At 71.1% G+C, this 25,489-nt stretch carries 19 protein-coding genes and 1 pseudogene; 11 read left to right on the forward strand and 9 right to left on the reverse strand.

Annotated elements, in window-relative coordinates; all coding sequences use genetic code 11:
• Nucleotides 1-55: 55 nt before the first annotated feature.
• Both ACFYWM_RS21965 and ACFYWM_RS21970 read right to left on the reverse strand, forming a co-directional pair.
• Nucleotides 56-2,968 carry a M36 family metallopeptidase gene (locus ACFYWM_RS21965; RefSeq protein ID WP_389917289.1) on the reverse strand — a complete coding sequence of 971 codons (2,913 nt, stop codon included), beginning with the start codon at nt 2,966-2,968 and terminating at the stop codon, nt 56-58.
• A 267-nt stretch (nt 2,969-3,235) separates the two neighbouring features.
• On the reverse strand, nt 3,236-5,533 hold the full coding sequence (locus tag ACFYWM_RS21970) for a beta-propeller domain-containing protein (protein ID WP_389917290.1): 2,298 nt from the start codon (nt 5,531-5,533) through the stop codon (nt 3,236-3,238).
• Nucleotides 5,534-5,679: 146 nt separating this feature from the next.
• Here ACFYWM_RS21970 and ACFYWM_RS21975 point away from each other — a divergent pair, with 146 nt between their 5' ends.
• The 3 genes from ACFYWM_RS21975 (at nt 5,680) to ACFYWM_RS21985 (ending at nt 9,699) form a co-directional block, all read left to right on the forward strand.
• Entirely contained in the window at nt 5,680-7,203 is a 1,524-nt protein-coding gene (locus ACFYWM_RS21975; RefSeq protein WP_389917291.1) for a succinic semialdehyde dehydrogenase, read from the forward strand.
• 87 nt (nt 7,204-7,290) lie between these two features.
• A complete protein-coding gene (locus ACFYWM_RS21980; RefSeq protein WP_389917292.1) occupies nt 7,291-8,982 on the forward strand; it encodes a GMC family oxidoreductase N-terminal domain-containing protein in 1,692 nt (563 codons plus the stop codon).
• A 150-nt stretch (nt 8,983-9,132) separates the two neighbouring features.
• A complete protein-coding gene (locus ACFYWM_RS21985; protein WP_389917293.1) occupies nt 9,133-9,699 on the forward strand; it encodes a hypothetical protein in 567 nt (188 codons plus the stop codon).
• Nucleotides 9,700-9,947: 248 nt separating this feature from the next.
• Here ACFYWM_RS21985 and ACFYWM_RS21990 read toward each other — a convergent pair whose 3' ends face one another.
• Together ACFYWM_RS21990 and ACFYWM_RS21995 are read right to left on the reverse strand one after the other, a co-directional pair.
• Nucleotides 9,948-10,160, reverse strand: a complete 213-nt coding sequence (locus tag ACFYWM_RS21990) for a DUF397 domain-containing protein (RefSeq protein WP_389917294.1) — start codon at nt 10,158-10,160, stop codon at nt 9,948-9,950.
• On the reverse strand, nt 10,151-10,972 hold the full coding sequence (locus ACFYWM_RS21995; RefSeq protein ID WP_389917295.1) for a Scr1 family TA system antitoxin-like transcriptional regulator: 822 nt from the start codon (nt 10,970-10,972) through the stop codon (nt 10,151-10,153). The genes ACFYWM_RS21990 and ACFYWM_RS21995 overlap by 10 nt, the downstream gene beginning before the upstream one ends.
• Before the next feature lie 379 nt (nt 10,973-11,351).
• On the opposite strand from ACFYWM_RS21995, the gene ACFYWM_RS22000 reads away from it, so the two are divergent.
• Complete coding sequence (locus ACFYWM_RS22000) at nt 11,352-11,753, forward strand: ATP-binding protein (protein WP_389917296.1); 402 nt, start codon at nt 11,352-11,354, stop codon at nt 11,751-11,753.
• A gap of 5 nt (nt 11,754-11,758) precedes the next feature.
• Here ACFYWM_RS22000 and ACFYWM_RS22005 read toward each other — a convergent pair whose 3' ends face one another.
• Nucleotides 11,759-12,061: a hypothetical protein gene (locus tag ACFYWM_RS22005; protein ID WP_389917297.1), complete on the reverse strand. Its 303-nt coding sequence runs from the start codon at nt 12,059-12,061 to the stop codon at nt 11,759-11,761.
• Between the two features lie 121 nt (nt 12,062-12,182).
• On the opposite strand from ACFYWM_RS22005, the gene ACFYWM_RS22010 reads away from it, so the two are divergent.
• Complete coding sequence (locus ACFYWM_RS22010) at nt 12,183-13,457, forward strand: ATP/GTP-binding protein (protein WP_389917298.1); 1,275 nt, start codon at nt 12,183-12,185, stop codon at nt 13,455-13,457.
• Nucleotides 13,458-13,561: 104 nt separating this feature from the next.
• The gene (locus ACFYWM_RS22015; RefSeq protein WP_389917299.1) at nt 13,562-14,308 is read left to right on the forward strand and encodes an RloB family protein; all 747 of its coding nucleotides are present in this window, start codon (nt 13,562-13,564) and stop codon (nt 14,306-14,308) included.
• A 25-nt stretch (nt 14,309-14,333) separates the two neighbouring features.
• Here the strand turns inward: ACFYWM_RS22015 and ACFYWM_RS22020 are convergent, their stop codons facing one another.
• Nucleotides 14,334-14,801: an Lrp/AsnC family transcriptional regulator gene (locus tag ACFYWM_RS22020; RefSeq protein WP_389917300.1), complete on the reverse strand. Its 468-nt coding sequence runs from the start codon at nt 14,799-14,801 to the stop codon at nt 14,334-14,336.
• A gap of 65 nt (nt 14,802-14,866) precedes the next feature.
• Between ACFYWM_RS22020 and ACFYWM_RS22025 the strand changes: the two genes are divergently transcribed.
• The gene (locus ACFYWM_RS22025) at nt 14,867-16,261 is read left to right on the forward strand and encodes a pyridoxal phosphate-dependent decarboxylase family protein (protein WP_389917301.1); all 1,395 of its coding nucleotides are present in this window, start codon (nt 14,867-14,869) and stop codon (nt 16,259-16,261) included.
• 3 nt (nt 16,262-16,264) lie between these two features.
• On the opposite strand, the gene ACFYWM_RS22030 is transcribed toward ACFYWM_RS22025, so the two are convergent.
• Nucleotides 16,265-16,672, reverse strand: a complete 408-nt coding sequence (locus ACFYWM_RS22030; protein ID WP_389917302.1) for a winged helix-turn-helix transcriptional regulator — start codon at nt 16,670-16,672, stop codon at nt 16,265-16,267.
• Between the two features lie 83 nt (nt 16,673-16,755).
• Between ACFYWM_RS22030 and ACFYWM_RS22035 the strand changes: the two genes are divergently transcribed.
• The gene (locus ACFYWM_RS22035; protein ID WP_389917303.1) at nt 16,756-17,595 is read left to right on the forward strand and encodes an NAD(P)H-binding protein; all 840 of its coding nucleotides are present in this window, start codon (nt 16,756-16,758) and stop codon (nt 17,593-17,595) included.
• A 641-nt stretch (nt 17,596-18,236) separates the two neighbouring features.
• Here the strand turns inward: ACFYWM_RS22035 and ACFYWM_RS22040 are convergent.
• Nucleotides 18,237-19,361: pseudogene (locus ACFYWM_RS22040) on the reverse strand (hypothetical protein); the annotation flags it as partial.
• Nucleotides 19,362-20,065: 704 nt separating this feature from the next.
• On the opposite strand from ACFYWM_RS22040, the gene ACFYWM_RS22045 reads away from it, so the two are divergent.
• Nucleotides 20,066-21,583 (forward strand): DUF885 family protein, encoded by a 1,518-nt coding sequence (locus ACFYWM_RS22045; protein WP_389917304.1) that lies wholly within the window; start codon nt 20,066-20,068, stop codon nt 21,581-21,583.
• Nucleotides 21,584-21,726: 143 nt separating this feature from the next.
• Here the strand turns inward: ACFYWM_RS22045 and ACFYWM_RS22050 are convergent, their stop codons facing one another.
• Nucleotides 21,727-22,473, reverse strand: a complete 747-nt coding sequence (locus tag ACFYWM_RS22050) for an SDR family NAD(P)-dependent oxidoreductase (RefSeq protein ID WP_389917305.1) — start codon at nt 22,471-22,473, stop codon at nt 21,727-21,729.
• A gap of 175 nt (nt 22,474-22,648) precedes the next feature.
• Here ACFYWM_RS22050 and ACFYWM_RS22055 point away from each other — a divergent pair, with 175 nt between their 5' ends.
• Nucleotides 22,649-23,755 carry an SDR family NAD(P)-dependent oxidoreductase gene (locus tag ACFYWM_RS22055; RefSeq protein WP_389917306.1) on the forward strand — a complete coding sequence of 369 codons (1,107 nt, stop codon included), beginning with the start codon at nt 22,649-22,651 and terminating at the stop codon, nt 23,753-23,755.
• A 111-nt stretch (nt 23,756-23,866) separates the two neighbouring features.
• Complete coding sequence (gene guaA / locus ACFYWM_RS22060; RefSeq protein WP_389917327.1) at nt 23,867-25,438, forward strand: glutamine-hydrolyzing GMP synthase; 1,572 nt, start codon at nt 23,867-23,869, stop codon at nt 25,436-25,438.
• The last annotated feature ends 51 nt before the right edge of the window (nt 25,439-25,489 follow it).

Genomic DNA, 25,489 nt, shown 5'->3' on the forward strand with positions numbered 1-25,489 from the left:
TCCGGAGGGCCTGCCGGGTCCCTCGAAAGGGACCCGGCAGGGCGTCTCGGGGGAACTAGCGGGTGAAGGCCTGGAACTCGGCCGCGCGCAGGTGGTCCCTGGCGGGGCTGGCGGTGGCGCAGTCGGTGGCGGAGTTGGGGTCGGCGTCCTGCTCACCGGCGTAGACCGGGTTGCCGGTGCACTGGGTGGAGACGGCCCGCAGGGTCAGGTGGGTCGCGGTGGTCGTGGGGATCTTGAAGGACTCGACGATCAGGTCGGCGCCGCGAGGACGCGGCCTGCGGGTGTCGAAGGCGTCGGACGGGCTGGTGTAGACGACCGAGAAGGACGCGGGGGAGGAGCAGTCCTTCTTGGTCGCGTCACAGGCCAGGACCTCGAAGGCGCGCAGGGCGCTGAAGCGGTTCTGGCTGCCGGGGTCGGCCGGGTCGGCGGGGGTCGGGGGCCGGAGCAGGGCGCTGACCTGCACCCGGCGGATCTTCTCCGGCTCGGTCCCGGCCAGGTCCACGGTGACGGCCTTGCCCTTGACCGGCCCGGTGAGGGAGGCCCAGTTCGTCGCCTCCGTCTCGTCGATCAGCTTGGCCTGGTTGGCCCCGTCACCGGCCGCGGTGGCGCCCAGTGCCGCCGAGGCGAGGTTGCGCGGCAGCGCGAGCGGCAGCGGCAGCTTCACGCCGGGCAGCACCGCGAACTTCACCCGGGTGTGCCCGAACCCGTTGCCCGCGACCACGAAGTCGTAGATCCCGGGGGTCATCTCGACGGTGTCGCCGAGCGGGGTCGCCGGGTCGGTGTCGGCCACCGGGACCACGCGGGCCTCGTAGTCGCCGACGTACAGCCGCAGCGCGGCGTCCTTGGAGTCGAGCAGCGGCTTGAGCTGGATCTTCCCGTTCCTGCCGGCCGGGTCGACGAAGCTCGGCGTCGGGTCGGGGTCGTTGCCCCCGACGCTCGCCGCGCCCTGGCCGAGGCCGTGCTCGGCGAAGGCGCGCCACATGACGGCCTGGTTCGCGCCGCCGAAGCGGATGGCGTCGGCCGCGAGCAGCGCGTCGCGGTGGTCGACGTAGCTGACCGCGCCGGAGGCCATCAGCAGCAGCGCGTCGAAGGAGACCTGCGCCCAGCGGCGGTTGCCGGGGCACTGCGCGAGCGGGGTCGTGCCGTCGGCGCACGCCTTCTGCCTGGCCGGGGTGCCCTGGCCGTACTTCTGCACGAAGGCCTTGCGCACGTCGTACTGGGTCGCGGACCAGATCTCGCCGTCGGCGTGCACCTGCTGGCCGACGATGTCGTACCCGATGCCGCTGTAGTTCAGCGGGGACTTGGACATGTCGTAGTTGCGGATGCCCGCCTTCCTGTCCCCGGTGACGTAGCCGCCGGTGACGTACGGGGTGTCGCCCGCGGGGCGGTAGCCGTACTCGGCGAGGTACTCCATCGCGAACAGGTCGGAGGTGCTCTCGTTCATCGCCCCGGCCTGGGCGCCGCTCCATCCGGCGTTCGGGCCGCCGACCATGCGGCCGGAGATCGCGTGGGTGTACTCGTGCCCGATCACCGACATGTCGTAGTCGCCGTCCACGCAGGGCGAGTAGAACGAGCCCGCGATCGGCTGCCACATGTACATGTTGGTGATGGGCGCGACCCCGTCGGGGCCGGTGATCTGGTTGGCGTTGTCGCGCACGCTGAGCACCCGGGCGCCCGCCTGGGCGTTGCCCTGCTCGGGGTCGCCGCCGAGGCCGCCGCGCTCGCCGTTGTCGTTCTGCATGTTCCAGGCGGTCTCGGTGAAGCCGAGCCGGTAGGACCAGTCGTGCATGCGGTTGTGCATGACGTGCAGGTTGGAGATGGCGGCTTCGAGGTCGGCCTCGCCGGGCTGGTCGAGGACGGCCGGGTCACACTTGGCCGTGTACCACTTGTTGGTCCACGGGTAGAGGTAGTCGCGGCTCGGCGTGGCCACGTTGCTGCGGGTGCCCACCGAGAACGCGTCGCCGCTGGCGCGGTTCTCCACGGTCTTGGCGGCGTTGCCGACGCTCGTGTTCGTCGGGGCGTCCGTGGCGTGGTCCACGTCCCACGCCTTGCCGGTGCCCGGGTCGGCCCCGACGACGTCGCAGCCGGGACCGGGCTTGGCGCACCAGGTCGCGCGGGTGTCGGTGGAGGAGTAGTCGGCCGGGGGGTTGGCGGTGAACCCCTTCCACCTGGGGTCGTCCGGCGCGCTGTGGTGGTCGACCAGGTTCTCGCGGGTCAGGATCTCGCCGCTGACCGCGTCCACGTGCGTCGTGTACGCGGCGGGCTCGCCCTCGCCGCCGCCGATCAGAGTGATCTGGAACGCGTTGTGCGTCCCGTCGGGCGCGGGCACCGCGGTGGCGGTGGCCTTCTTGACGGTGGCCGTGGCCAGGTCGATCCCGCCGTCCCTCGCCGCGATCTCCAGCGCCTGCCGCTCGGTGAGCCTGGCCGCCGGAGGCGCCTCGGAGGAGCGCGAGAGGGTCGAGGTGACGTGCAGGACCTTGCCGCCCTTCACGCCGACCACGACCTGGCCGTCCACGCCCGCGGGCAGGCCGCCGAACCTCTGCCGCAGGAGTACGGCGTACCCGTCGCCGATGGGGTTGGCGGCGATCTTCTCCAGCGCGTCCACGGCCTCGCCGGAGAGGCCGAAGAGGCTCTCGTTCGCCTTGAGGTAGGCCCGCGCGGCCCGCTCGGGGTCGGCGTCCAGGCCCTCGGCGAGGGGGGCGGAGCCGGTGACGACGGCCGGGGTGCCGAGGTTGTTCCACCGGATCGTCGCGGCGCTCGCCGCCGCCGACCTGGAGAGCGAGGCGGGGGGTGCGACGCTGCCGCGCCGGTTGTCCAGGTCGGGCTTGGCGCCGTGTTCGGCCTGGAAGTCGTGGACCTTGGGGGGTTGCCCGCCGGGTTCGCCCTGGGCGACCCCCGGTAAGGGAATGACGAGCACCGCGGCGGCGGCGGCGATGACGGTAACGCGTGACCAGGGTTTGGTCGGCACCGGTCCTCCTGCGAAAGATGGCCGTCGCCGGCCACGCCACACGCGGATCACGTGCGTTGCGCAAGAGGTAACACCGATTCAAGTGTCATGACAAGATCTTGTAAAGGTGTATATGTCGGTGTTATGGGGCGTTCCAGAGGGTGTTCCGGAGAGCGCTGTCGGGGGCGCTAAAGGGGGCGCCCCCGGCGGTCGGGCCGGGGGCGCGGGTCGGGGAGCCGGACGAGGTCAGGGCGGGTCGGGAACTTTTGACGGGGGAGTCCGGGAAGGTCAGGAGAACGGGATCCAGGCCTGGTCGGACAGGTCCTTCATGTCGCTCACCTTCAGGCCGAGGTCGGAGACCGTCCACAGGCTGTCGCCGACGACGACCGAGCGGCGGATGCCCGGGTCGTACCACGCCCTGCGGCCGTTGTTCGAGGACTTGGGCACGGGATGGACGACCGTTCCGGTCCTGGTGACCGCGGAATCGTCGATCTTGAGGACCAGGGCGGTGCCGTTGGTCGGCTCGGTGCCCGTCCACGAGCTCAGCGGGAGGACCGCCATCCCGGTCTTCGCCCAGTACAGGAAGGCGTGCGGGTCCCACTCGGCCTCCGACCCCGAGTCCTTCTGGAACATCTGCGACAGGCGGCGGGGATTGGCCGGGTCACTGACGTCGAACAGGGACACCTGGGTGCCGAGCGTGCGGCCCTCCTCACTCGCCTCCTGGCCCACGCCGATCAGCCGCCCGTCGCCCGCCGGGTGCAGGTACGCCGAGTAGCCGGTGATCTTCAGCTCGCCCGTCTTCCTGGGCGCCCGAGGGTCGCGCAGGTCGAGCGTGTAGAGCGGGTCCACCTGCCTGAACGTCACCACGTAGCCGACGGGGCCGATGAAGCGGACCGAGTAGATCCGCTCGCCCTGTCCGAGGCCGCCGACCTCGCCGGTCCTGGCCAGGGTGCCGGCGTCGAGCACGTAGACGGCGCTGGAGGTGTCCGGCGCGGCGGTCGGGGAGCCGGTCGAGGTGTCCCGCGTGCCGGTCGAGGTGGTGGCGATCCGCAGGTGCCCCTCGTGCTCCGACAGGGAGTACTGGTTGAGCAGCCTGCCGGGGACCTTGCCCGAGGCGACGTAGCGGGGCGCCCCGGCCGCGGTGATGTCGAACCGGTGGATCTCGGTCTCCTCCGGCGGAGGCTCAGGGATCAGCTCGTTCGTCGGGGTCGCTTCGGCCGTGGGGGTCGTCTCGGACGTCGGGGTCGTCTCGGTCGTGGGGGTCGCGGGGGCGGTGCCGGTCGTCGTGGGGTCCGGGACCGGTGAGGCGGGCGGCTCCGGGAGCAGGCTCGGTGCCGGTTCGGCCTGCGCGACGGACGCCTGACCGGCCTTCGACACGGACGCCGGGGTGGCGGCGGGGATGAACGTCGAGGGCCCGGGAGTGGGGGTGACGGTCGCGGACCCGGACGGCGAGGGCGCCACCGGGGCGGGAGTGGCGGTGACGGTGAGGGTGGGAGCGGGTGTCGCCGGGGCGTCGTCGACGATCACCGGGTCGACCGGCCGGGGCCACCACCAGCGCGGGTTGCTGGCCACGTACAGGCTGGTGCCCGTCCCGTAGACGGTGTCGCCGTCGGCCGCGACGGCGATCGGGGCCGTCTCGGCGAGCGCCCGCGACAGGTCGAGGCTGTGCACGGCCAGCATCGACGTCCCGCTGTACTCCGCGGGGTGGCTGACCTGCCCGCAGTCGACCGTGCGGTCCGAGGCCGTGCCGTCCGCGGTCGTCAGCTCGTACTTCGGCAGCCACGCCTCGATCGGCGCCTTGGCGACGATCTCCGCGTTGCGCCGGGTGCGCTCGTTGTCCGACAGGTCGGGCCCGGGGTCGGGGAACTCGATCCTCGGCTGGCTGCGGACCACGATCCGCACGGTCGAGCCGACCATCCTGGCGTCCACGTGGGCGCCCTCGGGAGTGAGCGAGCCGATCACCTTCGGCTTCCCGGACAGGTCGACGAGGACGTAGCGCGGCCCCGGGCTCGCCGCGCGCTTGGCCGTCGCGCCGTAGGGGATGATCCCGCCGCCGGAGAACAGCACCAGCGCCCGGTCGCCGCTGAGCAGCAGGTCGGCCGGGGCCCACGCCTGCTCGGGGTTCACGAGCTTCAGCGTGCCGGTGACCTTCCTGGTCGCGGTGTCCACCACCCGCAGCACGCCGCGGTTCACGGTGATCACCCGGTCGCCGTCGGTCTTCACCAGATCGGGCTCGTCGACCCCGGCCTCGTGCGTGTTCGTGGTGGAGTGCTCGGGCGCGCCGGTCGCGCTCTTGGCGGAGGCGTCGGCACGCGCCGTCGTCTCCGCGTACATGACCACGGGACCGCCGACGCCCCAGGGGCCGACGTTCTTCGCCGTCGCCGCGCGCAGGCCGGCCAGCATGTCGTCGCAGTCGCTGTAGGAGACCAGCTTGACGTTCCCCAGATCGACCGGTGCCGTCGTACGACCTCCGGCGGTCCTCGTCTCCGTCGAAGTCCCAGCCGGAGTCCCCGTCGAGGTGCACGCCGTGGCGAGCAGTGCGGCGGCGAGGGTGACCGCGCCGGCCGTACGGATCGATGTCCTCATGCCCCTACGACGGATCGGGGGGACAAGTGGTTCAACACCTCGCTACCCGCCGGTAGCCACGGCACGCCTCCCACGATTACGCTGCGAACATGGCCGTTCCCCCTGAAATGACACGGGCCGAGATGACACGGATCCTCGCTCCCCGCATGATCGAACGCGTCGTGCGGCACGTGACCTCCGACGGTAAGACGCGGGAGATCACGGCGCCGTTCACCGGCGAGGTCCTCGCCGAGATGCCCGTCTCCACCGCCGACGACGTCCGTTCCGCCCACGCCGTGGCGCGGGAGGCACAGCGGGCGTGGGCGGCCAGGCCCGCGCGGGAGCGCGCCGAGCCCTTCATGCGTCTGCACGACGCCATCCTCGACCGCCGCGAGGAGATCCTCGACGTGGTCCAGTGGGAGACCGGCAAGGCCCGCAGGCACGCCTTCGAGGAGGTCCTCGACGTCGCGGGCTGCACCCTGTACCACGCGCGGCGGGCCCCGGGCCTGCTGGAGCCGAGGAGGCGGGCCGGGATCCTGCCCGTCGCCACCAGGACGGTCGAGATACGCCAGCCCCGGGGGACGGTGGCCCTGATCTCGCCGTGGAACTACCCGCTCTCGCTCGGCGTCACCGACGCCGTCCCCGCGCTGCTCGCCGGGAACGCCGTGGTGCACAAGCCCGACACCCAGACCGCGCTGTCCACGTTGTGGACGATCGACCTGCTGGTCTCGCTCGGCATGCCCAGGGAGATCTGGCAGGTCGTGCTCGGCGACCCCGAGGAGGTGGGCGAGGCGCTGCTCGACGGCGCCGACTACGTGGCGTTCACCGGCTCCACCAGGGGCGGCCGGAAGATCGCCGAGGGGGCGGCGAGGCGGCTGATCGGCTGCTCGCTGGAGCTCGGCGGCAAGAACCCGATGCTCGTGCTCGACGACGCCGACCTGGACGCGGCGACCCAGGGCGCGCTGCGCGCCTGCTTCACCAACGCCGGGCAGCTGTGCCTGTCCGTCGAACGGCTCTACGTCCACGACTCCGTGCACGACGCGTTCGTGGAGCGGTTCGTGCGGCAGGTCGGCAACATGAGGCTCGGCGCCGGACTCGACTGGAACGTGCAGATGGGCTCGCTCTCCTCCCGGCGGCAGCTGGAGGCGGTCGGCGCCCACGTGGACGACGCCGTCGCGAAGGGCGCCAGGGTCCTCGCCGGTGGGAGGGCGCGCCCCGACCTCGGCCCGCTGTTCTACGAGCCGACCGTCCTGGCCGACGTCGACGAGACCATGGACCTGTGCCGGGCCGAGACCTTCGGCCCCGTCGTCGCGATCTACCGCTTCGGCGACGACGACGAGGCGGTCGAGCGGGCCAACGACACCGCGTACGGCCTCAACGCCTCGGTCTGGACCCGCGACGTGCCGCGCGGGCGGGCGCTGGCCTCCCGGATCAGGGCGGGCTCGGTCAACATCAACGAGGGGTACGGCTCCGCCTACGCCTCCTATGACGCGCCCATGGGCGGCATGAAGTCCTCGGGCCTCGGCCGGCGCCACGGGAGCGAGGGGCTGCTGAAGTACACCGAGGGACAGACCGTCTCCAGCCAGGCGTCCTGGCTGGGCTTCGAGCCGATCCTCGGCATGGCGTACGAGAAGTACGCCGACACCCTCGCGACCGCCTTCAAGGCCATGAAGACGCTCCACCTCAAGTGAGGCTCCGGGGCCTCCGGGACCGTCACGGTCACCGGAGGCCGCCGGGAGCTACGGCGGTGTTCGGGGCGTCACTGGAAAGGAGCCGTCGTGTTCGACTACGACGTGCTGGTGATCGGGTCGGGGTTCGGCGGGAGCGTCTCGGCGCTGCGGCTGACGGAGAAGGGCTACCGGGTCGCCGTGCTGGAGGCCGGGCGCCGCTTCGACGACGCCGCGCTCCCGAAGACCTCCTGGCGGATCCGTGACTTCCTGTGGGCCCCGGCGCTGGGCCTGAAGGGCATCCAGCGCATCCACGTGCTCCGGGGTGAGAAGGGCACCGGCGTGATGGTCCTGGCGGGCGCCGGGGTCGGCGGGGGCTCCCTGGTCTACGCCAACACCCTCTACGAGCCGCCGGACGCGTTCTTCCGGGACGCGCAGTGGTCGTCCATCACCGACTGGAAGGCCGAGCTGGCCCCGTACTACGACCAGGCCTCACGCATGCTGGGAGTGACGCTCAACCCGACGGTCACCCCGGCCGACGAGGTGGTGCGCGCGGTCGCCGAGCGGATGGGCGTGGGCGACACCTTCCACCTCGCGCCGGTCGGCGTCTTCTTCGGCGCGCCCGGCGTGGAGGTGGACGACCCCTACTTCGGCGGGGCGGGGCCGCGCCGCAGGGGCTGCACCGAGTGCGGCGAGTGCATGACGGGCTGCCGCCACGGGGCCAAGAACACGCTGGTCAAGAACTACCTCCACCTGGCGGAGCGGGCCGGGGCGACGGTTCTCCCCGAGACCACGGTCACCTCGGTCGTCCCGGTGGAGGGCGGCTACCGCGTCGAGACGCGCGGGACGGGCGCGCCCTGGCGCCGCCGCGCGCTCACCGCCGAGTACGTGGTCCTCGCGGCGGGGACGTACGGCACCCAGCGCCTGCTGCACCGGCTCAAGGCCTCGGGGGCGCTGCCCCGGCTCTCCGACCGCCTGGGCACCCTCACCAGGACCAACTCCGAGGCGCTGCTCGGCTTCGAGCGCCCGTCGGTCGAGGGGGAGAAGCTCAACCGGGGGGTGGCGATCACCTCCTCGATCCATCCCGACGCCCACACGCACATCGAGCCGGTCCGCTACGGGGACGGTTCCAACGCGATGGGCATGCTCCGCGCCCTGCTCGTCGACGGCGGCGGCGCGCCCCGCTGGTTCAAGTTCCTCGGCGAGGCCCTGCGCGCGCCGCACCGGGTGGCGAGGCTGCTCAACCACCGCCGGTGGTCCGAGCGCGGCATCATCGCGCTGGTCATGCAGGCCAAGGACAACTCGATCACCCTGTCCTCCCGCCGGGGGCTGTTCGGCCGGAGGCTGCGCTCCGGGCGGGGCCACGGCGAGCCCAACCCCACCTGGCTGCCCGCCGGTCACGAGTTCGTCAGGCACGCGGCCGAGGAGGTCGGCGGCACTCCCGCGGGCTCCTGGCTCGACCTGTTCGACATCCCGGCCACCGCCCACTTCCTGGGCGGCTGCGCCATCGGCGCCGGGCGCGACACCGGGGTGATCGACCCCTACCACCGGGTCCACGGCTACGAGGGCCTGCACGTCGTCGACGGCTCGGCCGTCTCCGCCAACCCGGGCGTCAACCCCTCCCTGACCATCACCGCCCAGGCCGAGCGGGCGATGGCACTGTGGCCCAACCGAGGCGAGCCCGACCCGCGCCCGGCCCAGGGTTCCCCGTACACCCGCCTGTCGCCCGTCGCCCCCAGGAACCCCGCCGTCCCGGCCGCTGCCTCCGGAGCCCTGCGGCTGCCCATCGTGGGAATCACCTGACGGCAGGCACCGGTCCCGCCGTGAGGCCGGCCACGGTGAAGTCGCCTTGACCTCACCTGGTAGGCCGAAACACAAGCGGGTTTCGTGGTCCTGTGATTTGGTTTTCCGGATCGCGGGACCACCGCGTCAACCGTCACCAAGAGGAACCGCGTGAACAGACCAGCTGGGACCGTCGTGCCCGGGGACGCCGAGAACACCTTCATCCGTGCCGAATTTCCGGTGAACTACGCACAGTTCTACCTGCACGACGGGAACCCGTACCGGCCCGAAACCCCGGCACCGGGAGTACCGGCGGATTCGGATGCGGGCATCCTGCGAACCGCACGAGGAGGAGCTTTCCTCGTCACCGGCCTCGCCGTGGGAAACGTCAACCTGACCGTATCCCTCCACCACCACGAGCCCGAACCGCTCCTGCGGGAATACGAGGACGTGGTCGAGGCCAGTCTGCGGATCGACATCCCCCCTCTCCACGTCGATTCCTGGGGTGACCACAAGAGCATCGAACTACCGCCGCTGCCGTCCGAAACCGATTGGTACCGCCTGCGTTACCACGCCCGCGACATGGACCGGGCCCGCGACCTGAGGTCCAAGGAGCCCATCGACTCTTTTCACCTCCAGATATGGCCCGCCCCTCATCGCGATGTCGACATCCTCCAGGTGGTGTCGGAACACGCCCGCTACCGGGTATCCCGCCTGAACCGTCAGGAACCTGGTTAAGCCTTTTGGAAGTGCTCGTTTTCGAGTGATCCCAGGGAGGTCAGGGCCTTCGCCGCTGCTGTCAAAGCCAAATGCCCCGGCCGGCGCGGCGGGGGCAGAGGACGCGGATGTCTGGAAGGTGAGAGCCCGCTCTGCGTCACGTCGCGGCCATGAGTCGCGGCCAAAGCCCCGACACGCTTGGAGTTGATCCGTACGAGGAGAGCTTCCTGATCGTTGACCAGGAAGCTCTCCTGTTTTCGGAGCGGAGGCTAGAAGTCGAACTCGCCCTTCTTCGCCCCGTCGACAAACGCGTCCCAGACCCCGGCGCTCACCACGAACGGCGCCTTCTCAGGGGCCTCAGTGTCACGCAGGCCGACCCTCCCGCCGGACAGCGGGGCCGCCTCAAGGCAGTTTCCCTGGTTTGATCCACTCTTGGTGGCCTTGCGCCAGGTCGCAGTCCTCAGCTCATCGCTCAGATCCACAGTTTCTCCGCCTCTCTGATCAAATCGACGGACACGGACTGAGGTTGTGCCTCAGCTCGCAGAGCGTCATATCTGCTGTGGATAGCTTCGACATCTTCCGAGCGATTTGTCACGTGTCCGCAAATTGTGGATTCGATATAAACATTGTCCGGACTTCCCGGAAGCTGTGCGATGGCGAAACCGCCGAGAAGGCCTGTCGCCACTCCCAGCGCCATGGGGATAACCTGGATGCCGATTCGCGGAGACTCCACCGCCTCCACAAGACGTTCGAGTTGCCGACGCATGACTTCCTTTCCGCCGATCGGACGGCGCAGAACGCCTTCGTCCAATAGCGCACGAAACATCGGCGGGACGTCGCGAGTGAAGATCGCCTGTCGTTCCATCCGGGCGGCGACAGCCTTCTCCACCTGTTCGTTGGTTATGCCGGGCTCGCCACGGATGACCCATCTTGCATATTCCTCGGTCTGGAGAAGACCTGGGACGACGAGCGGTTCCCAGGTGTGCAGGGTGTGCGCTCCCTGCTCGATGTCCAGCCAGCCGCGAAACCACTGAGGGCTCGCCGCGCGGGTGATGTGCGTCCACAGGTTGATGATCTCCCCACCTGCTTCCAGGGCGTCGTCGCAGCGCTGGGCGAAGTTGCGGCTGGGCGTGCGCTCGCCCCTCTCGATGAAGCCGATCAGGCTCTGGCTGAACTGGATGATCTCCGCCAGCCGATCCTGCGACAGCCCGACTCTTCTCCGATGTCTGCGCACTTCGGCGCCGAAGACGACCAGAGGCTTCGCGGCTCCATTGGCTTCAGAGAATGCGGACATTTCATCTCCGTCCGACGAATGGGGAACCACTCCAGCGGCACAGAAAAGCACAGCCGAACACAAACTGTCTTAGCTGTGTGCTGACGTTCCGCTACTCAACGTAGCTCCTTTGGGGGCACTCTGTGAAGTACTTCGTGAGCCAGGAAGGCCGCCTTAGAGGCTTTCTCGTGCATGTCGCAGAGAACGCTCGAAAGCCAATTTCTGAATCGCCAGAAATGTCCAGAAAGAGGGGTGGGGAATGGGTGTCGGGCCGCCGGAACCGCATCTCCTGGCGATCAATCCCCGCGTTCGCGAGACACGGACATGTCACTCTCTCGCCACCCTGACGAGGGCGGAAACACGCACCACGACAGACAACAGACGAAAGCAAGGAGCCACGATGCCAGACGTCCCGGACGCCCCCCGTACCGCCTGCTGGGACGTGCCTCACGACCCCTCGGCGATCGCCAAGATTCGCGCTCTGGTGGACGACACCCTCACCGCCTGGATGTTGGCACACCTCGCCGACGACGTGGTCCTCGTGGCCGGGGAGCTTCTCGCCAACGCCGTCGTCCACGGCGCCGCCCCCGCCGCCCTCTCCCTACGGGCCGGAGCCGGCGAACTCCTTCTGGAGGTGACCGACCATGGGCCGGGACAGCCCCGGCACCTCCGTCTGGACACCGACGCCCCGCACGGCCGGGGCCTCACCATCGTCGAGGCCCTCTCCCACGCCTCCGGCATCACGCCGCTCCACGACCACCCCGGCAAAACCGTCTGGGCCCGCTGGTGGCTTCCCTCCTGAACGACTCACCTGGCCGCCTGGACATCGTCCTGAGCCCGGGAGTCGGACTGTGGCCGGTGTTGGGTGAGCGTCACGAGATCCTCGCTCACCCCGGTCACCTCGACTCCCGCCGAGCGCCCCTGGACGATCGCGGACGCGATCGCCTCCACCGCCCCGCCGGCCTCGCGGTCGAACGCCGCGACGCCGGGCCCTCCCGCGACGGGGTCGAACGACACCGTGGCGTCGTCCCATCCGGCCTCGTACAAGGCGTCGATCACCGTCTCACCGCTCGGAGCAGTGAAGTGGAGTTCGAAACTGTAGACAGTCATGGGACATGGTAATCCTGTGCTGGCATCCGTTGGGGGAGCGTCATAGGCTGTTACGCGCAGGTTTTGTGCACCAGAATGTAGATGACGGTGCATAAATCCCTGTCTCGGCAGGAGGTCTACGGTGCTTATCCGTTTCCGGGTGGCCAACCACCGGTCCATCCGTAATGAGCATGAGCTGTCGCTGATCGCGACGGAGTTCGATGAGGGCGCGGGACGCAGGACCGGTCTCAAACACCGTGGGCGAGACGTGTCGGCGCAACCTGTGACGGGTGTGTTCGGAGCCAACGCGTCGGGGAAGTCGAACCTGCTCAGTGCTTTCCGGCTCATGCGCGACGCGGTGCGAGACTCCTTCGCCGACTGGGCCAAGGTGCCGGAGGTGGTTCCCCGGCAACCCTTCAAGCTCGATCCCGCCTCGCGCGAGGAGACGACCTTGTTCGAGGTGGATCTCGCCCTGGGCAGGGATCCTGTCCGCTATACCTATGGCTTCGAGCTGTCGGACGAGCGGGTGGAGGCGGAGTGGCTGCACTCCTATCCGCACGGCCGCCGCAACGTCTGGTTCGACCGGGAGGCGGGCCGTACTGAGTCGGAGGGAGGGGAATTCATCTTCAGGGGAGAGGGCTTCAGGGGAGAACGGGAAGCCCTGGTCAGGTTGACCCGTCCCAACGCCCTGTTCCTGTCCGTCGGGGCGACCCTCAACGATCCCCAGCTGTCGGCCGTGCACAGGTGGTTCCTCAACGACCTGTGGCCGGTGACACCGGGAGGAGATCTCGGCGCCCGGGTGGACTGGACCAAACGGCTCCTCACACGCTCGGATCAGGAGGAGAACCACCGCCGGCGGATCACGCGGTTGCTGCAGTCGGCCGACCTGGGGGTGACCCGCCTCGACACGGACCCCGAGACCGGCGAGATCAGGTTATGGCATCGCACACCGGACGGCGGAGAGGCGGCGTTGGACTTCCACACGGAGGAGTCCCTGGGCACCCACGCCTGGTTCGCCTTTCTCGGGCCCATGCTCACGGTGCTGGACCGGGGGTCGGTCCTGCTGGTGGACGAGCTGGATTCGAGCCTGCACCCGACACTCGCGGCCGAGGTCGTGCGAGTCTTCCAGAACCCCGCGTCCAACCCGCGTGGCGCACAATTGATCTTCACGACGCATGACGCGACCCTGCTGGGCAGCGAGGTGCTCGACAGGCCGCTCAACCGTGATCAGGTGTGGATCACGGTGAAACAACGCTCGGGAGAGACGGAGTTGTACCCGCTTACAGAGGCCAGGCCACGCAAGGAGGAGAACCTGGAGCGCGGTTACCTGCGTGGCCGCTACGGCGGAGTACCTCGGGTCACCGCCGGAAAAATCGTCCGTGAACTGTCCGGGCAAGAGGCGAAGGCGACGGCGTGAGCAAGCGGACGGGGAAGGAGCGGGAACCGGGAAGGCGGAGAAGACGCGGACGTCTGGAAGACGAGCGCCCGCTGGCTCCGAGGCCCGGTTCGCACTCGCGTGAGGTGCGGGTGCTGTACGTGGCCTGCGAGGGCGAGTCCACCGAACCGGACTACCTGGACTACCTGAACGACCAGTTCGGGGACGGCGGCGACCGGGGACGGCAACCTTTCCGAATCCAGCTCGTCCCCCGCAGGGATGGGAGGACGCCTTCGGGGATCGTCGAAGCCGTACGGAAGGTCGCGGGTGAGGACGAGGCATGGGCGCTTTTCGACCGTGATCGGTGGAACGACATCCCGCAGGCGGTCAAGGCCGCCGCCGCCTCCAGGGTCGAGCTCGCGTTCTCACACCCGTCGTTCGACCTGTGGTTATTGCTGCACTTCCAGATGTTCGGGGGAGCGCAGAGCGGCAGCGGCAAGGTCGTGGTCGAGAAGCTGCGGCAGGCCAGGGGGGCGGACGCCTTCAAGGAGTATGGCAAGAAGGGAGAGAAGAGCATCAGGGGCGCCCGCCGCGACGCCCTGAAAGGACTGGAGGGCAAGGCGGTGGCGCACGCCCGGAGTCTGGTGGCCTCCTGCGCCCAGGGGTCCTGCGCGCCCGGTCGTGCGAAGATCGGGCCGGTCGACCTTGAGGCCGAACCGGAGTCTCCCCAGGAGTGGGCGGCCCGTTCCGGACATGCCCCGGAGTGCCAGGTCCTCCAACGTGACCCGTCCACCGACGTGTGGCGTCTGCTGATCGCCTTGGGCATCGACGGCCGGAAGCCCGTTGAAGGCGCGCCCGCGGAGACGGAAGCGGCCTCCTCCACATCCGTCTAGGCCGCGGTCCTCTTTCCGAACGGGGTCAGCCGGTGGGGCGTTGGATGGGCTGGGTCTCGGTGCGGTAGATGAGGGTCGTCTCGACGTGCACGATCTCGGGCCGGACCAGGAACTTCTCCAGCAGCAGGCGGTGCAGGCGGTCGGCGTCGGCGACCGCCACGTGGACCAGGAAGTCCTGAGGGCCGGCCACGTGGAACAGGGCGATGGTCTCGGGCAGGCCCAGGACGAAGGCCCGCAGCGGGTCGACGAGCTGGCTGGTGTGCGGCCGGACCCGCAGGGCGAGCAGCGCCTGCAGGGGGCGGCCCAGCGTCGCCGGGTCGACCTCGGCGCGGAAGGCGCCGATCACCCCGCGCCTCCTGAGGGAGCGCACCCGCTCCAGCGCGGTGGAGGGGGCGACGCCCACCCGTTCGGCCAGGTCCTTGTTGGGGAGCCGCGCGTCCTTCTGCAGCTCGGCCAGAATCCGCCGGTCCACCGAATCCAATTCGACGCTCACCGGGTTCACCTCCGTCGAATTCGGCTCACATGGCGAGCCGTCGTGAATTCCACCAGTATCCCCGTGTGACATGGAATGTTGAGGAATTCGTGAACGCGGCGTCCGTGACCGTCGAGGAACTGGCCACCTACGTCGACGAGAGCCAGCGGGGGGCGACACCGGTCATCCGCCGCAGGCCCCCGCGCGAGCTGGCCGAGCGGCTCGGGCTCGTCCGGTGGATCCGCGAGGGCGGGATGACGCCGGAGAGGTACCGGGAGTTCCTGCGCACCTACCTCGCCGAGGGCACCCGGCTGCATCATCCCGCCTACCTCGGGCATCAGGTCGCCGTCCCCGACTTCCCCACGGCGCTCGCCGACTTCGTGCACGGCGCGCACAACAACCCGATGGCGATCTACGAGATGGGCGCCTCGGCGGCGACGGTCGAGTTCGAGGTGCTGCGCTGGATGCTGGACAAGGCCGGTTTCGGCGAGTCGGGCGGTGGGGTGCTGACCCACGGCGGCTCGCTGGCCAACCTCACCGCGCTGCTCGCCGCGCGGGCGTCGGCGGCCCCGGAGGCGTGGACCGAGGGCGTCCCCGGCGACCTCGCGCTGCTCGCTCCGGCGTCGTCGCACTACTCGCTCACCCGCGCCGCCGCGATCCTCGGCCTGGGGGAGCGGGCCGTGGTGCCGCTGGAGGTGGACGGGCTCGGCAGGATCGACGTCGCCCGCCTGCCCGAGGCCCTGGAACGGGTGCGCCGGGCGGGACGGCGGCCGATGGCCCTGGTGGCGAACGCCTGCGCGACCGGGACCGGTCTCTACGACGACCTGCGCGGGATCGGGGAGTTCTGCGCCGCCAACGGCGTCTGGTTCCACGTGGACGGCGCCCACGGCGCCTCCGCGCTGCTGTCCGGGGAGCACCGCCACCTGCTCGACGGGATCGACCTCGCCGACTCGCTGATCTGGGACGCGCACAAGATGCTGCGTACCTCCAGCCTGGCCGCGGCGGTGCTGACCCGGCGCGAGGGCGACCTGGACGCGGCCTTCCGGCAGCGGGCCAGCTACCTGTTCTACGGGGAGCAGGGCTTCGACCTCATCGGCAGGACCGTGGAGTGCAGCAAGGCCGAGCTGGGCCTGAAGGTCTTCCTCAACCTGGCCTGGCGGGGCGAGCGGGGCCTGGGCGAGTACGTCGCGAGCCGCTACGCCACCGCGCACCGCTTCTGGGAACTGGCCCGCGAGCGGCCGGGCTTCGAGTGCCCGTACGAGCCGGAGAGCAACATCGTCTGCTTCCGGTACGGCACCGGCGACCAGGCGGACATCCGCGAGCGCCTGATGGAGGACGGCGCCTTCCAGCTGACCTCGGCCGAGATCGGCGGGGTCCGCCACCTGCGGATCGCCGTGATGGCCCCCGCCACGGACGACAAGACGCTGGAGGCGCTGCTCGACCGCATCGCCGCACCGGAGGCCGCACCCGGTTTTCGCTGAGCCTCAGTGGATTCCGGAGTCGGGGTGGGCGGCGTCCCAGCGGCGGCGCGACTCGGCGATGCCGTCGCGGTGCTCGGCCGACCAGTCGACGAGGGTCCGCAACAGGTGGGTGAGGCTGTGGCCGGACGGGGTCAGCTCGTAGTCGACCTGCGGCGGGACGACGGCGTGGACGGTCCTGGAGACCAGGCCGTCGCGCTCCAGGCGGCGTACGGTCAGCGTGAGCATCCGCTGCGAGATGCCGGGCACGGCCCGCTGGAGCTCGCGAAACCGGCGCACCCCCCGGGCCAGCTCCACGACCACCAGCACCGACCACTTGTCGCCGATCCGGTCGAGGACCTCGCGGATGCCGCAGTCCTCGCCCCCGCAGGAGACGACCGGCTCCGTGGTTACCGCCGTGTGCCCGACTGACATCAAAGTGCCTCCTTATGCCATGTGCCCTGGTTGTCGATGATGGACCCGGTTACCGGAGAGAACCACTCACGCGGGGAGATTCCATGATTCTCATGACAGGGGCGACGGGCGCGCTGGGACGGCTCGTCGCCGCGCGGCTGGCCGGGCGGGACGACGTGGTGATCGGCAGCCGCGCCCCGGAGGCGGTCGCCACGGGGAGACCGACCCGGCTGATCGACTTCGGGTACCCCGCCTCGCTGGCGGAGGGCTTCGCCGGGGTGGACACGCTGCTGCTGATCTCCGCTGGCTACGGCGAGGACGACGTGGTGATCGCCAGGCACGGCGCGGCGATCGAGGCGGCGGAGAAGGCGGGGGTCTCGCACATCGTCTACACCAGCCTCAGCGCCGCCGGGGACCACCTGGCCTACGCGCTCGCCCACCGCTGGACCGAGCGCAGGCTCCGCGAGGGGGTCGCGAGCTGGACGATCCTGCGCAACGGCCTCTACGCCGAACTGCTCGCGACGCTCGCGCCCGTCGCGGACGGCAGGATCACCGCGCCGCTGGGCTCCGGGCGGCTGGCCGCGGTGGCCCGCGAGGACCTGGCCGACGTGGCCGCCCTGGTCACGACCGGCGCCCCGGCGCACGCGGGCCGGACCTACGAGCTGGTCGGGGAGGAGGTGGTCGGCGGCGCGGAGCTGGCCGCGGCCCTCACCGAGGCCACGGGAGGAGCCGTATCGTACGAGCCCGGCACCCTCGCCGGGGCCCGCGAGGCGTTCACCGCCCTCGGCCTGGCGCCCTTCCAGGTCCCGATGCTGGTGAGCACCTACTCCTCGATCGCGAACGGGTTCATGGACGCGACGGGCGGAGACCTGCGGAGCCTGCTCGGCCGGGCTCCCCGGTCCGCCCTGGAGGTCATCGTCGCGGGACTTCGCGAACAGGGGTAAGGACGCGGCGGCCGAGGGCCCCCTGCCCGGCCGCGGAGAGGGCAGGGGGCCCGTGTGATCAGTTGTCGGTGCAGAACATGTGGATACGGCAGTTCGTGACGCGGCCCGCCTCGCTGGAGGCCGGCTCGCGCTCCTGAAGACCCTGAAGGTCCTGAACGTCGAACGACATCGATTTCACCCCCTCGCCGATCTCGTGGCCGCGCCGGGCGCGGACCGCTTCTCCCTCCGCCGTCCCGGAGCGGGCGGCGAGCCCCGCCGACCCCGCCGACCGCGTTGGGCCACGGCGACGGGCTGTCCTCCCGGGGGTCCATGGTCTCCACCAGCCATGCCAGCCCGTCCGCCAGCAGGAGGTCCGCCCGTCGTACCCCGTCCGTCATCGAAAGGTCAGCTCGTCGTACGCCGTCCGGTCGCGCCTTCGTGCCGGTGGCGGGGGCCGCCGGGTCGAGCGTGTCCAGGTACCTCGCGCAGCGGCTCAGGGACCAGCGCTCCTCCGGTTCGGTGACCAGCCCTTCGACCATGGGACGGAGGAGGGCGAGGGTGGGGTTGGCCGCGGACACCATGGCGACGTGGTCGAGGAGGCGCCGCCCGCGGGCCGGGCCCGTCGCGCCGTCCTCGGGGAGCTCCAGCCCGGCGCCGGTCGCGAGGAAGTACGCCAGCCCGCCGAGGCCGAACAGGTCGGCGGCCTCTCCCGGGGCCGGCCGGAGCTCGCCGGTGTGCGGCACCAGCTCCGGGGCCAGGTAACCGGGGGTTCCGCCGATCATGACGATGTCGCCCGACACCGTCGCGTGCTCCAGGTCGACGAGCCGGAGGTCGCCGCCGGGCAGGAGCATCACGTTGTCCGGCGAGAGGTCGCGGAAGACGTGGCCGAGGTCGTGGACGGCCCGCAGCGCGTCGACGAGGCGCCGCAGGATCGGCAGGACCCCGGCGGCGCCGTTCCCGAAGCCGTCGTGCCCGAGGGGTCCGGCGTTCCCCTCGGACCAGCGCCGCAGCGTCGTCCCGGGCACGCGCTCCTCGACGAGGAACGCGTGCCCGCCCTGCTCGAAGAAGTCGACCACGGCCGGGACGACCCCGCTGGGCGCCAGGGCCTCCAGCCGCGACCTCTCCGCCGCCAGCCGGTCGCGCGCGTCCCGGCCCCCGAGGTCGGACGAGGCGTGCGGCCGGCCCTCCTTGATCACGACTTCGGCGCCGCTCTCGGTGTCCTCCGCGATGTACACGCCGCCCCTGTTGGCGTGTCGCACCGCCTCGCGGACCACGAAACGGCCGTTCAGCATCACTGCGCGCCGCTCCGGCCTCCCGGGGGTGCCGGGAGTGGTGAACGGTGAGGTGGCGAAGGAGGGCGGGGAGAAGTGTGGCAGCCGCTCGTCGTGGATCGTCGCCCCCTCCGGGGTGCGGAGCCGGATCTCGTAGAAACCGTCGTTGCCGAGCACCCGGTGCCCGCCGAAGGCGCCGTAGCGGTAGTGGACGATCCCGCCGGGCCGGTAGGGACGGTCCGACAGGATCGCCGGGCCGGGGAGCCCCCGGGTGGCCTCGTCGAGCAGCGGCGCCAGCCGGGCCGCCTCGGCGCTGCCCGGCGGGTAGGCGGTGACGAACTTCCCCGCCTGGGCGCGGGCGCAGTGGGGGGCGAGGAGTTCCCAGTAGTCGGCCAGCCGCGCGGGGAACTTGAAGGCGCATCCCTCGGCGGCCAGTACCCGTACGACCCGGGAGAGCACGATCGGGGCGGAGAGCATCGTCGCGGAGACGTGGAGTTTCCAGCCCTGCGCGGGCATCGCGTATCCGCCGGGAACGACCAGGCACCAGAACTCCCCGTCGCCGACCGACCAGTCGCGGGCCGGGAACCGGCCGATCTCTGCGATCGCGATGTCACGCAGAAGGGCGCTGTCGCCCGGGGGGATTCTCACGGGAGGTCATCCTTCGGCTGTCACGGTTCGACGTCATACGGGAAACACGTCGTACGGGAAACACGTCGTACGGGAAACGCGTCATACGGGAAACACGTCGTACGGGAAACACGTCGTACGGGAAACGCGTCATACGGGAAACACGTCGTACGGGAAACACGCTGCCCGGGAATTCGTGTCACGCGGGTGAGGGACGCGCGAGGTGCTCGCGTCGGGGAGTCACGCCGGTGGCGTGGGTCACGCCGGGGACGCGGACGTCGCCGGTCCCGTCACCGGGACCGCGTCGTGGTGATCGCGCATATGTGAGATCGGCGGAGCCGCCGCGTTCTTCCGCCTGCCGGCGCTGGGCAATACGAAAACACGGTGGATATAGGGTGCGCCACGTAAAAGTACGCACTTCTCGTTCGGCGGGAGCGGCCTGCCTAACATTTAATCCGCTTATTTCATATTCCCATATATTAATTCCGGTCCGCCGCACCCCGGCTTCACGTGGACGTGCACCAGGTACGCCCTCGGACGCACGGGTGTCGTTCCCGGGCTCGGAAGAGCCCTCCTGATATAGCGTCGCGTCCATGACCGAACTCGACGGCCGCCTGCGCGCGGTGTGCGACCTCACCGTCTCCGGCGTCCGGGAAATGGCCGGGCGGCACGAGTACGACGGCCTGATCCAGGACCTGTCGCCGGAGGGGGTGCGTGCCGGGCTGGCCGCGCTGGGCAGGGGCCCCCTGCCCGGCGACCCGTACGACGCGGCGCACCTGCAGATCTTCGAGGAGGCCGTCCGGGTGCAGTTCGGCGAGCTGGAACTGCACCGCCGCAGCCCCCTGGAGCACCTCGGCAACCTCGACCTGGCCACCTACGACCGCGAGTACGCCCCCGAGGCCGAGCGGCACGCCGCCAAGCTCGCGCACCTGGCCCGCTGGCCCGAGGCGGTGGACAACGCGGTCGCCTCGCTCGACCTGCTCAGCGCCCCCGTAGCGACCGCCCTGCTCGGGGCGGTGCGCGGCCTGGCCGCCGGGGTGCCCGGGGACGCCGAGGAGAGCGTGCGCGAGGCGGCGTTCAGGGCGCACGCCCGGCTGGTGCAGCACGTCGAGAAGGCCGCGCACACCGGAGACCCGGACGCCTCCCTCGGCGCCGAGGGGCTCGCCGCGCTCATGGGCACCGGCGACGGTCTCCCTGTCGACCTGGGACGGCTCGCCGAGCGCGCCGACGCCGAGCGCGACCGCCTGATGGCCCGGCTGACGGAGTCCTGCGCCGCGCTGGGGTTCGCCGGACGGCCGCCGCTGGAGGTCGCGCGCGAGCTCGTCAGGCAGCACCCCGGCCCCGACGGCGTGATCGAGGCGGCCAGGATCGGCACCGAGCGGGCGATCGCCTTCACCAGGGAGAAGGACCTGGTCCCCCACCACGACGGGGAGTGCCGGGTCGGCATCGCGCCCGAGTCGCGCCGGTGGGCGATGGCCATGATGAGCTGGTCGGCGCCCGCCGAGCCCGACGGCCCCTCGTGGTACCACGTCACCCCGCCCGACCCCTCGTGGCCCGAGCGCGACATCGAGGAGTGGCTGGAGGTCTTCAGCGAGACCACGCTTCCCGCGATCAACGTGCACGAGGTCGCCCCCGGGCACTTCTCCCACGGCCGCGCCCTGCGCCACGTCCGCTCCGACGTGCGGCGGACGCTGATGTCGCTGGCCTTCGCGGAGGGCTGGGCGCACTACGCGGAGGAGCTCTGCGTCGAGGAGGGTTTCGCCCCCGACGACCCGCGCTTCGAGATCGGCGTGTGGCTGGAGGCGCTCATCCGGGTGACCCGGCTGGCCTGCGCGATCGGCGTGCACTCCGGCGCGATGACCGTCGAGGAGGGCGCCCGCCGCTTCGCCGCCGACACCCACATCGCCGGTCCCGCGGCCCACTCGGAGGCGGCGCGGGCCACCTTCGACCCCACCTACGGCCGCTACACCTGGGGCAAGCTGGAGATCCTCGACCTCCGCGACCGCGCCAGGGCCGAATGGGGGTCGGGCTTCGGCCTCAACCGCTTCCACACCGCCATGCTCGCCCTCGGCTCCCCGCCCCTCGGCCTGCTCGACCACGCCCTGCGGTAGCACTCGGGTCGCCGTCAGGACGGCCGGTGCGGGCTCTGCGCGGGTCTCGTACGACCGTCCGGGCGGGGCGTCGGGCGGCGCGGGCTCAGCGGTCGAAGGCGGTCACGGCGGTCACGGCGGTCACGGTGGCGGGCGGTGCGGGCTCAGCGGTCGACGGCGGTGGCGCCGCCGTCGACGACCAGGTGGGTGCCGGTGATGAAGGACGCCTCGTCGCTCATCAGGAACCGTACGGCCGCGGCGACCTCGGCGGGACGGCCCAGGCGGCCGAAGATCGACCTGCGGGTGAAGGACTCCAGATAGCGCGCGTCGCCGCCCGTGGCGGCGGTGAGCATCGGGGTGTCGACGTAGCCGGGGCAGACGGCGTTGACCCGGATCGGCGCGAGCTCGTGGGCCATCGAGCGGGTCAGGCCGAGCATGCCCGCCTTGGACGAGCAGTAGGCCGGGATGAACGCCTGCCCGACCAGGCCCTCGATCGAGGAGATGCCGACGACCGCCGAGCCCTCCTGGCCGCGCAGGTCCTCCAGCAGGGCCCTGACCAGCAGGGCGTGCGCGCGCAGGTTGACGTCGAGCACCGCGTCCCACGAGGCCTCGGTCAGGTCGCCGAGGGCCATGGGGGCCGCGATCCCGGCCGCGTGCACGAGGCCGCCGATCGAGGCGAGGGCGTCGCGGCTGGTGGCGGTCGCGACGGGGAAGGCCGACGAGTCGGTGACGTCGACGGGGACGGCGACCGCGGTGACGCCCTTCGCGGCGGCGAGCGAGGCGGTCTCCTTGGCGCCCCTCTCGTCCAGGTCCCAGATCGCCACCGGGCGCCCGGCCTCGGCGAGCGCCAGCGCGCAGGCCCTGCCGATCCCCGACGCCCCACCGGTGACGACGACTCCGGTACCGGTCATCGGCGACCTCCTCGATTGTCGATGGGTCTCACGTTAGCCTCGCGCCCGAACTGCCGCCGGGTACGAGAGCTTTGTGCCCGAACTGTCGCCGGGTGCGGTACGAACCGGGCGCGAGGTGTGAACCGCCGGTCCGGAGGTAACACGATGCGTGAGCCACGATGCTGGAGGAAGCGCCATGCGTGAACTGTCGGGCAAGGTCGCGGTCGTCACGGGCGCGGGCAGCGGGATCGGGAGGGCGCTCGCGCTGCGCCTGGCCGCGGAGGGGATGTCCCTCATGCTCGCCGACGTCGATCCCGGCGGCCCCGCGGAGACCGCCTCGCTGGTGGAGGGGAGCGTGGACAGGGAGAGCGCGGACCGGGGAAGCGCGGACCGGGGAAGTGCGACGGAGGACAGGACGCTCGGGGGCCTCGGGGGCCTCGGGGGCTCCGAGGGCTCCGGGGGGTCCGGGGGCTTCGGGGGCTTCGGGGGCTTCGGGGGCAAGGTGCTCACCGAGATCACCGACGTCTCCGACCCGGTGGCCGTGAACCACCTCGCCGACCGTACGTTCGGCGAGCTGGGCGCGGTCCACGTGCTGTGCAACAACGCGGGGGTCTTCCAGGGCGGCCGGATGTGGACGCGGGAGCCGGAGGACGTCGCCTGGATGTTCGGGGTGAACCTGTGGGGCGTGCTCCACGGGATCCGGGCCTTCGTACCCCGCATGATCGACCAGGACACCGAGGGCCACATCCTCAACACCGTCTCCGCCGCGGGCCTGTTCTCCGTGCCCTATCTCGGCCCCTACGCGGTCTCGAAGTACGCCGCGCTCGCCGCCTCGCAGTCCCTCGCCCAGGATCTCGCGACGGCCGGGTCCAGGCTCCGGGTGACCGCGCTGTGCCCCGGCGGGGTGCGTACCGGCCTCAACAACTCCGGCCGCCTCCGGCCGGAGAACCTCGTGGCCGCCGAGCGCACCGAGGACGAGGCGGTCTCCTCCGCGATCATCGACGGTCTGGTGGAGGGGGGCGTCGACCCGGCCGAGGTGGCGCTCGCCGCGGTGGCCGCCATCCGCGAGGAGCGCTTCCTGGTCCTCACCCACCCCGGCCACGCCGAGGCCCTGCGCGAGCAGACCGAGGCCCTGATCGCCGGGGCGCTGCCCCTGTTCCCCGGCCAGGTTGATCGTGCGACCGATGCGGACCACGCAGACCGTGCAGACCGCGCAGACCGCGCAGACCGTGCAGATCGTGCAGACCAGGCGGACCAGGTGGGTGAGAGCGCCGGCGGGGGAGTCCTTCCCGGCCGCGGGTGACGGTAGATCTTTCCGACCGTATGGGACAGGCCGTACGGGACACGGGAGTGGGAGATCTTTCCGGCTACCAGCGGGTGCGCTGACGGGCGCCGATAGACTGGCGGCACCGCTCTGTTCCTTTTGGGGGTCTTGGTGTCTGAGTTCGACACGGTCCTGGTCGTCGACTTCGGCGCGCAGTACGCGCAGCTGATCGCGCGAAGGGTGCGTGAATGCCACGTCTACTCGGAGATCGTCCCCTCGACGATGCCGGTCGAGGAGATGATGGCCAAGAAGCCCAAGGCGATCATCCTGTCCGGAGGTCCCTCGTCGGTGTACGCCGAGGGGGCCCCGGCCGCCCCCGCGGGCCTGTTCCAGACGGGCGTGCCGACCTTCGGCATCTGCTACGGCTTCCAGGTCATGGCCCAGGAGCTCGGCGGGGAGGTGGCCAGGACCGGCACCGCCGAGTACGGCGGCACCCACCTCGACGTCGCGCGGCAGGGCGTGCTCTTCGCGGGGCTGCCCGCCACCCAGTCGGTCTGGATGTCCCACGGCGACAGCGTCTCGGCCGCCCCCGAGGGCTTCACCGTCACCGCCGCGACCGCCCAGACCCCCGTCGCCGCCTTCGAGCACCCCGAGCTGGGCCTGTACGGCGTCCAGTTCCACCCCGAGGTCCTGCACTCCGAGCACGGCCAGGCCGTGCTGAAGCGCTTCCTCGACGCCGCGGGCTGCCGCCCCTCCTGGACGATGCTCAACATCGTCGAGGACGCGGTCGAGGCCGTCCGCGCCCAGATCGGCCCCGAGGGCCGCGCCATCTGCGCCCTCTCCGGCGGCGTCGACTCCGCGGTGGCCGCCGCCATGGTCCAGCGGGCCATCGGCGACCGGCTGACCTGCGTCTTCGTCGACCACGGGCTGCTGCGCAAGGGCGAGGCCGAGCAGGTCGAGCGCGACTTCGTGGCCGTCACCGGTGTCAAGCTCCGCGTGGTCGACGCCCAGGAGCGCTTCCTGAAGGCGCTCGACGGGGTCACCGACCCCGAGGAGAAGCGCAAGATCATCGGCCGCGAGTTCATCAGGGTCTTCGAGGACGAGCAGCGCGCCATCATCGCCGACGGCCCCGTCGACTTCCTCGTCCAGGGCACCCTCTACCCGGACGTGGTCGAGTCGGGCGGCGGCACCGGCACCGCCAACATCAAGTCCCACCACAACGTGGGCGGCCTCCCCGACGATCTCCAGTTCTCGCTGGTCGAGCCGCTGCGCGCGCTGTTCAAGGACGAGGTGCGCCGGGCCGGCGAGGAGCTGGGCCTGCCCGCCGCCATGGTCTGGCGCCAGCCGTTCCCCGGCCCCGGGCTGGGCATCCGCATCGTCGGCGCGGTCAGTCGCGAGCGCCTGGAGATCCTCCGCGAGGCCGACGCCATCGCCCGCGAGGAGCTCTCCCGAGCCGGTCTCGACCGCGACATCTGGCAGTGCCCGGTCGTCCTGCTCGCCGACGTCCGCTCGGTGGGCGTCCAGGGCGACGGCCGCACCTACGGCCACCCGGTCGTGCTGCGCCCGGTCTCCAGCGAGGACGCCATGACCGCCGACTGGTCGCGCGTCCCGTACGACGTGCTCGCCCGCATCTCCACCCGCATCACCAACGAGGTCCGCGAGGTCAACCGGGTCGTGCTCGACGTGACGAGCAAGCCCCCGGGCACCATCGAGTGGGAGTAGGCATCCCCGAGGTCACGGCCGGGGAGCGGGTCTCCCCGGCGGTTGGCACGG

Source organism: Streptosporangium sp. NPDC002721 (assembly GCF_042888905.1).
Lineage (GTDB): Bacteria > Actinomycetota > Actinomycetes > Streptosporangiales > Streptosporangiaceae > Streptosporangium.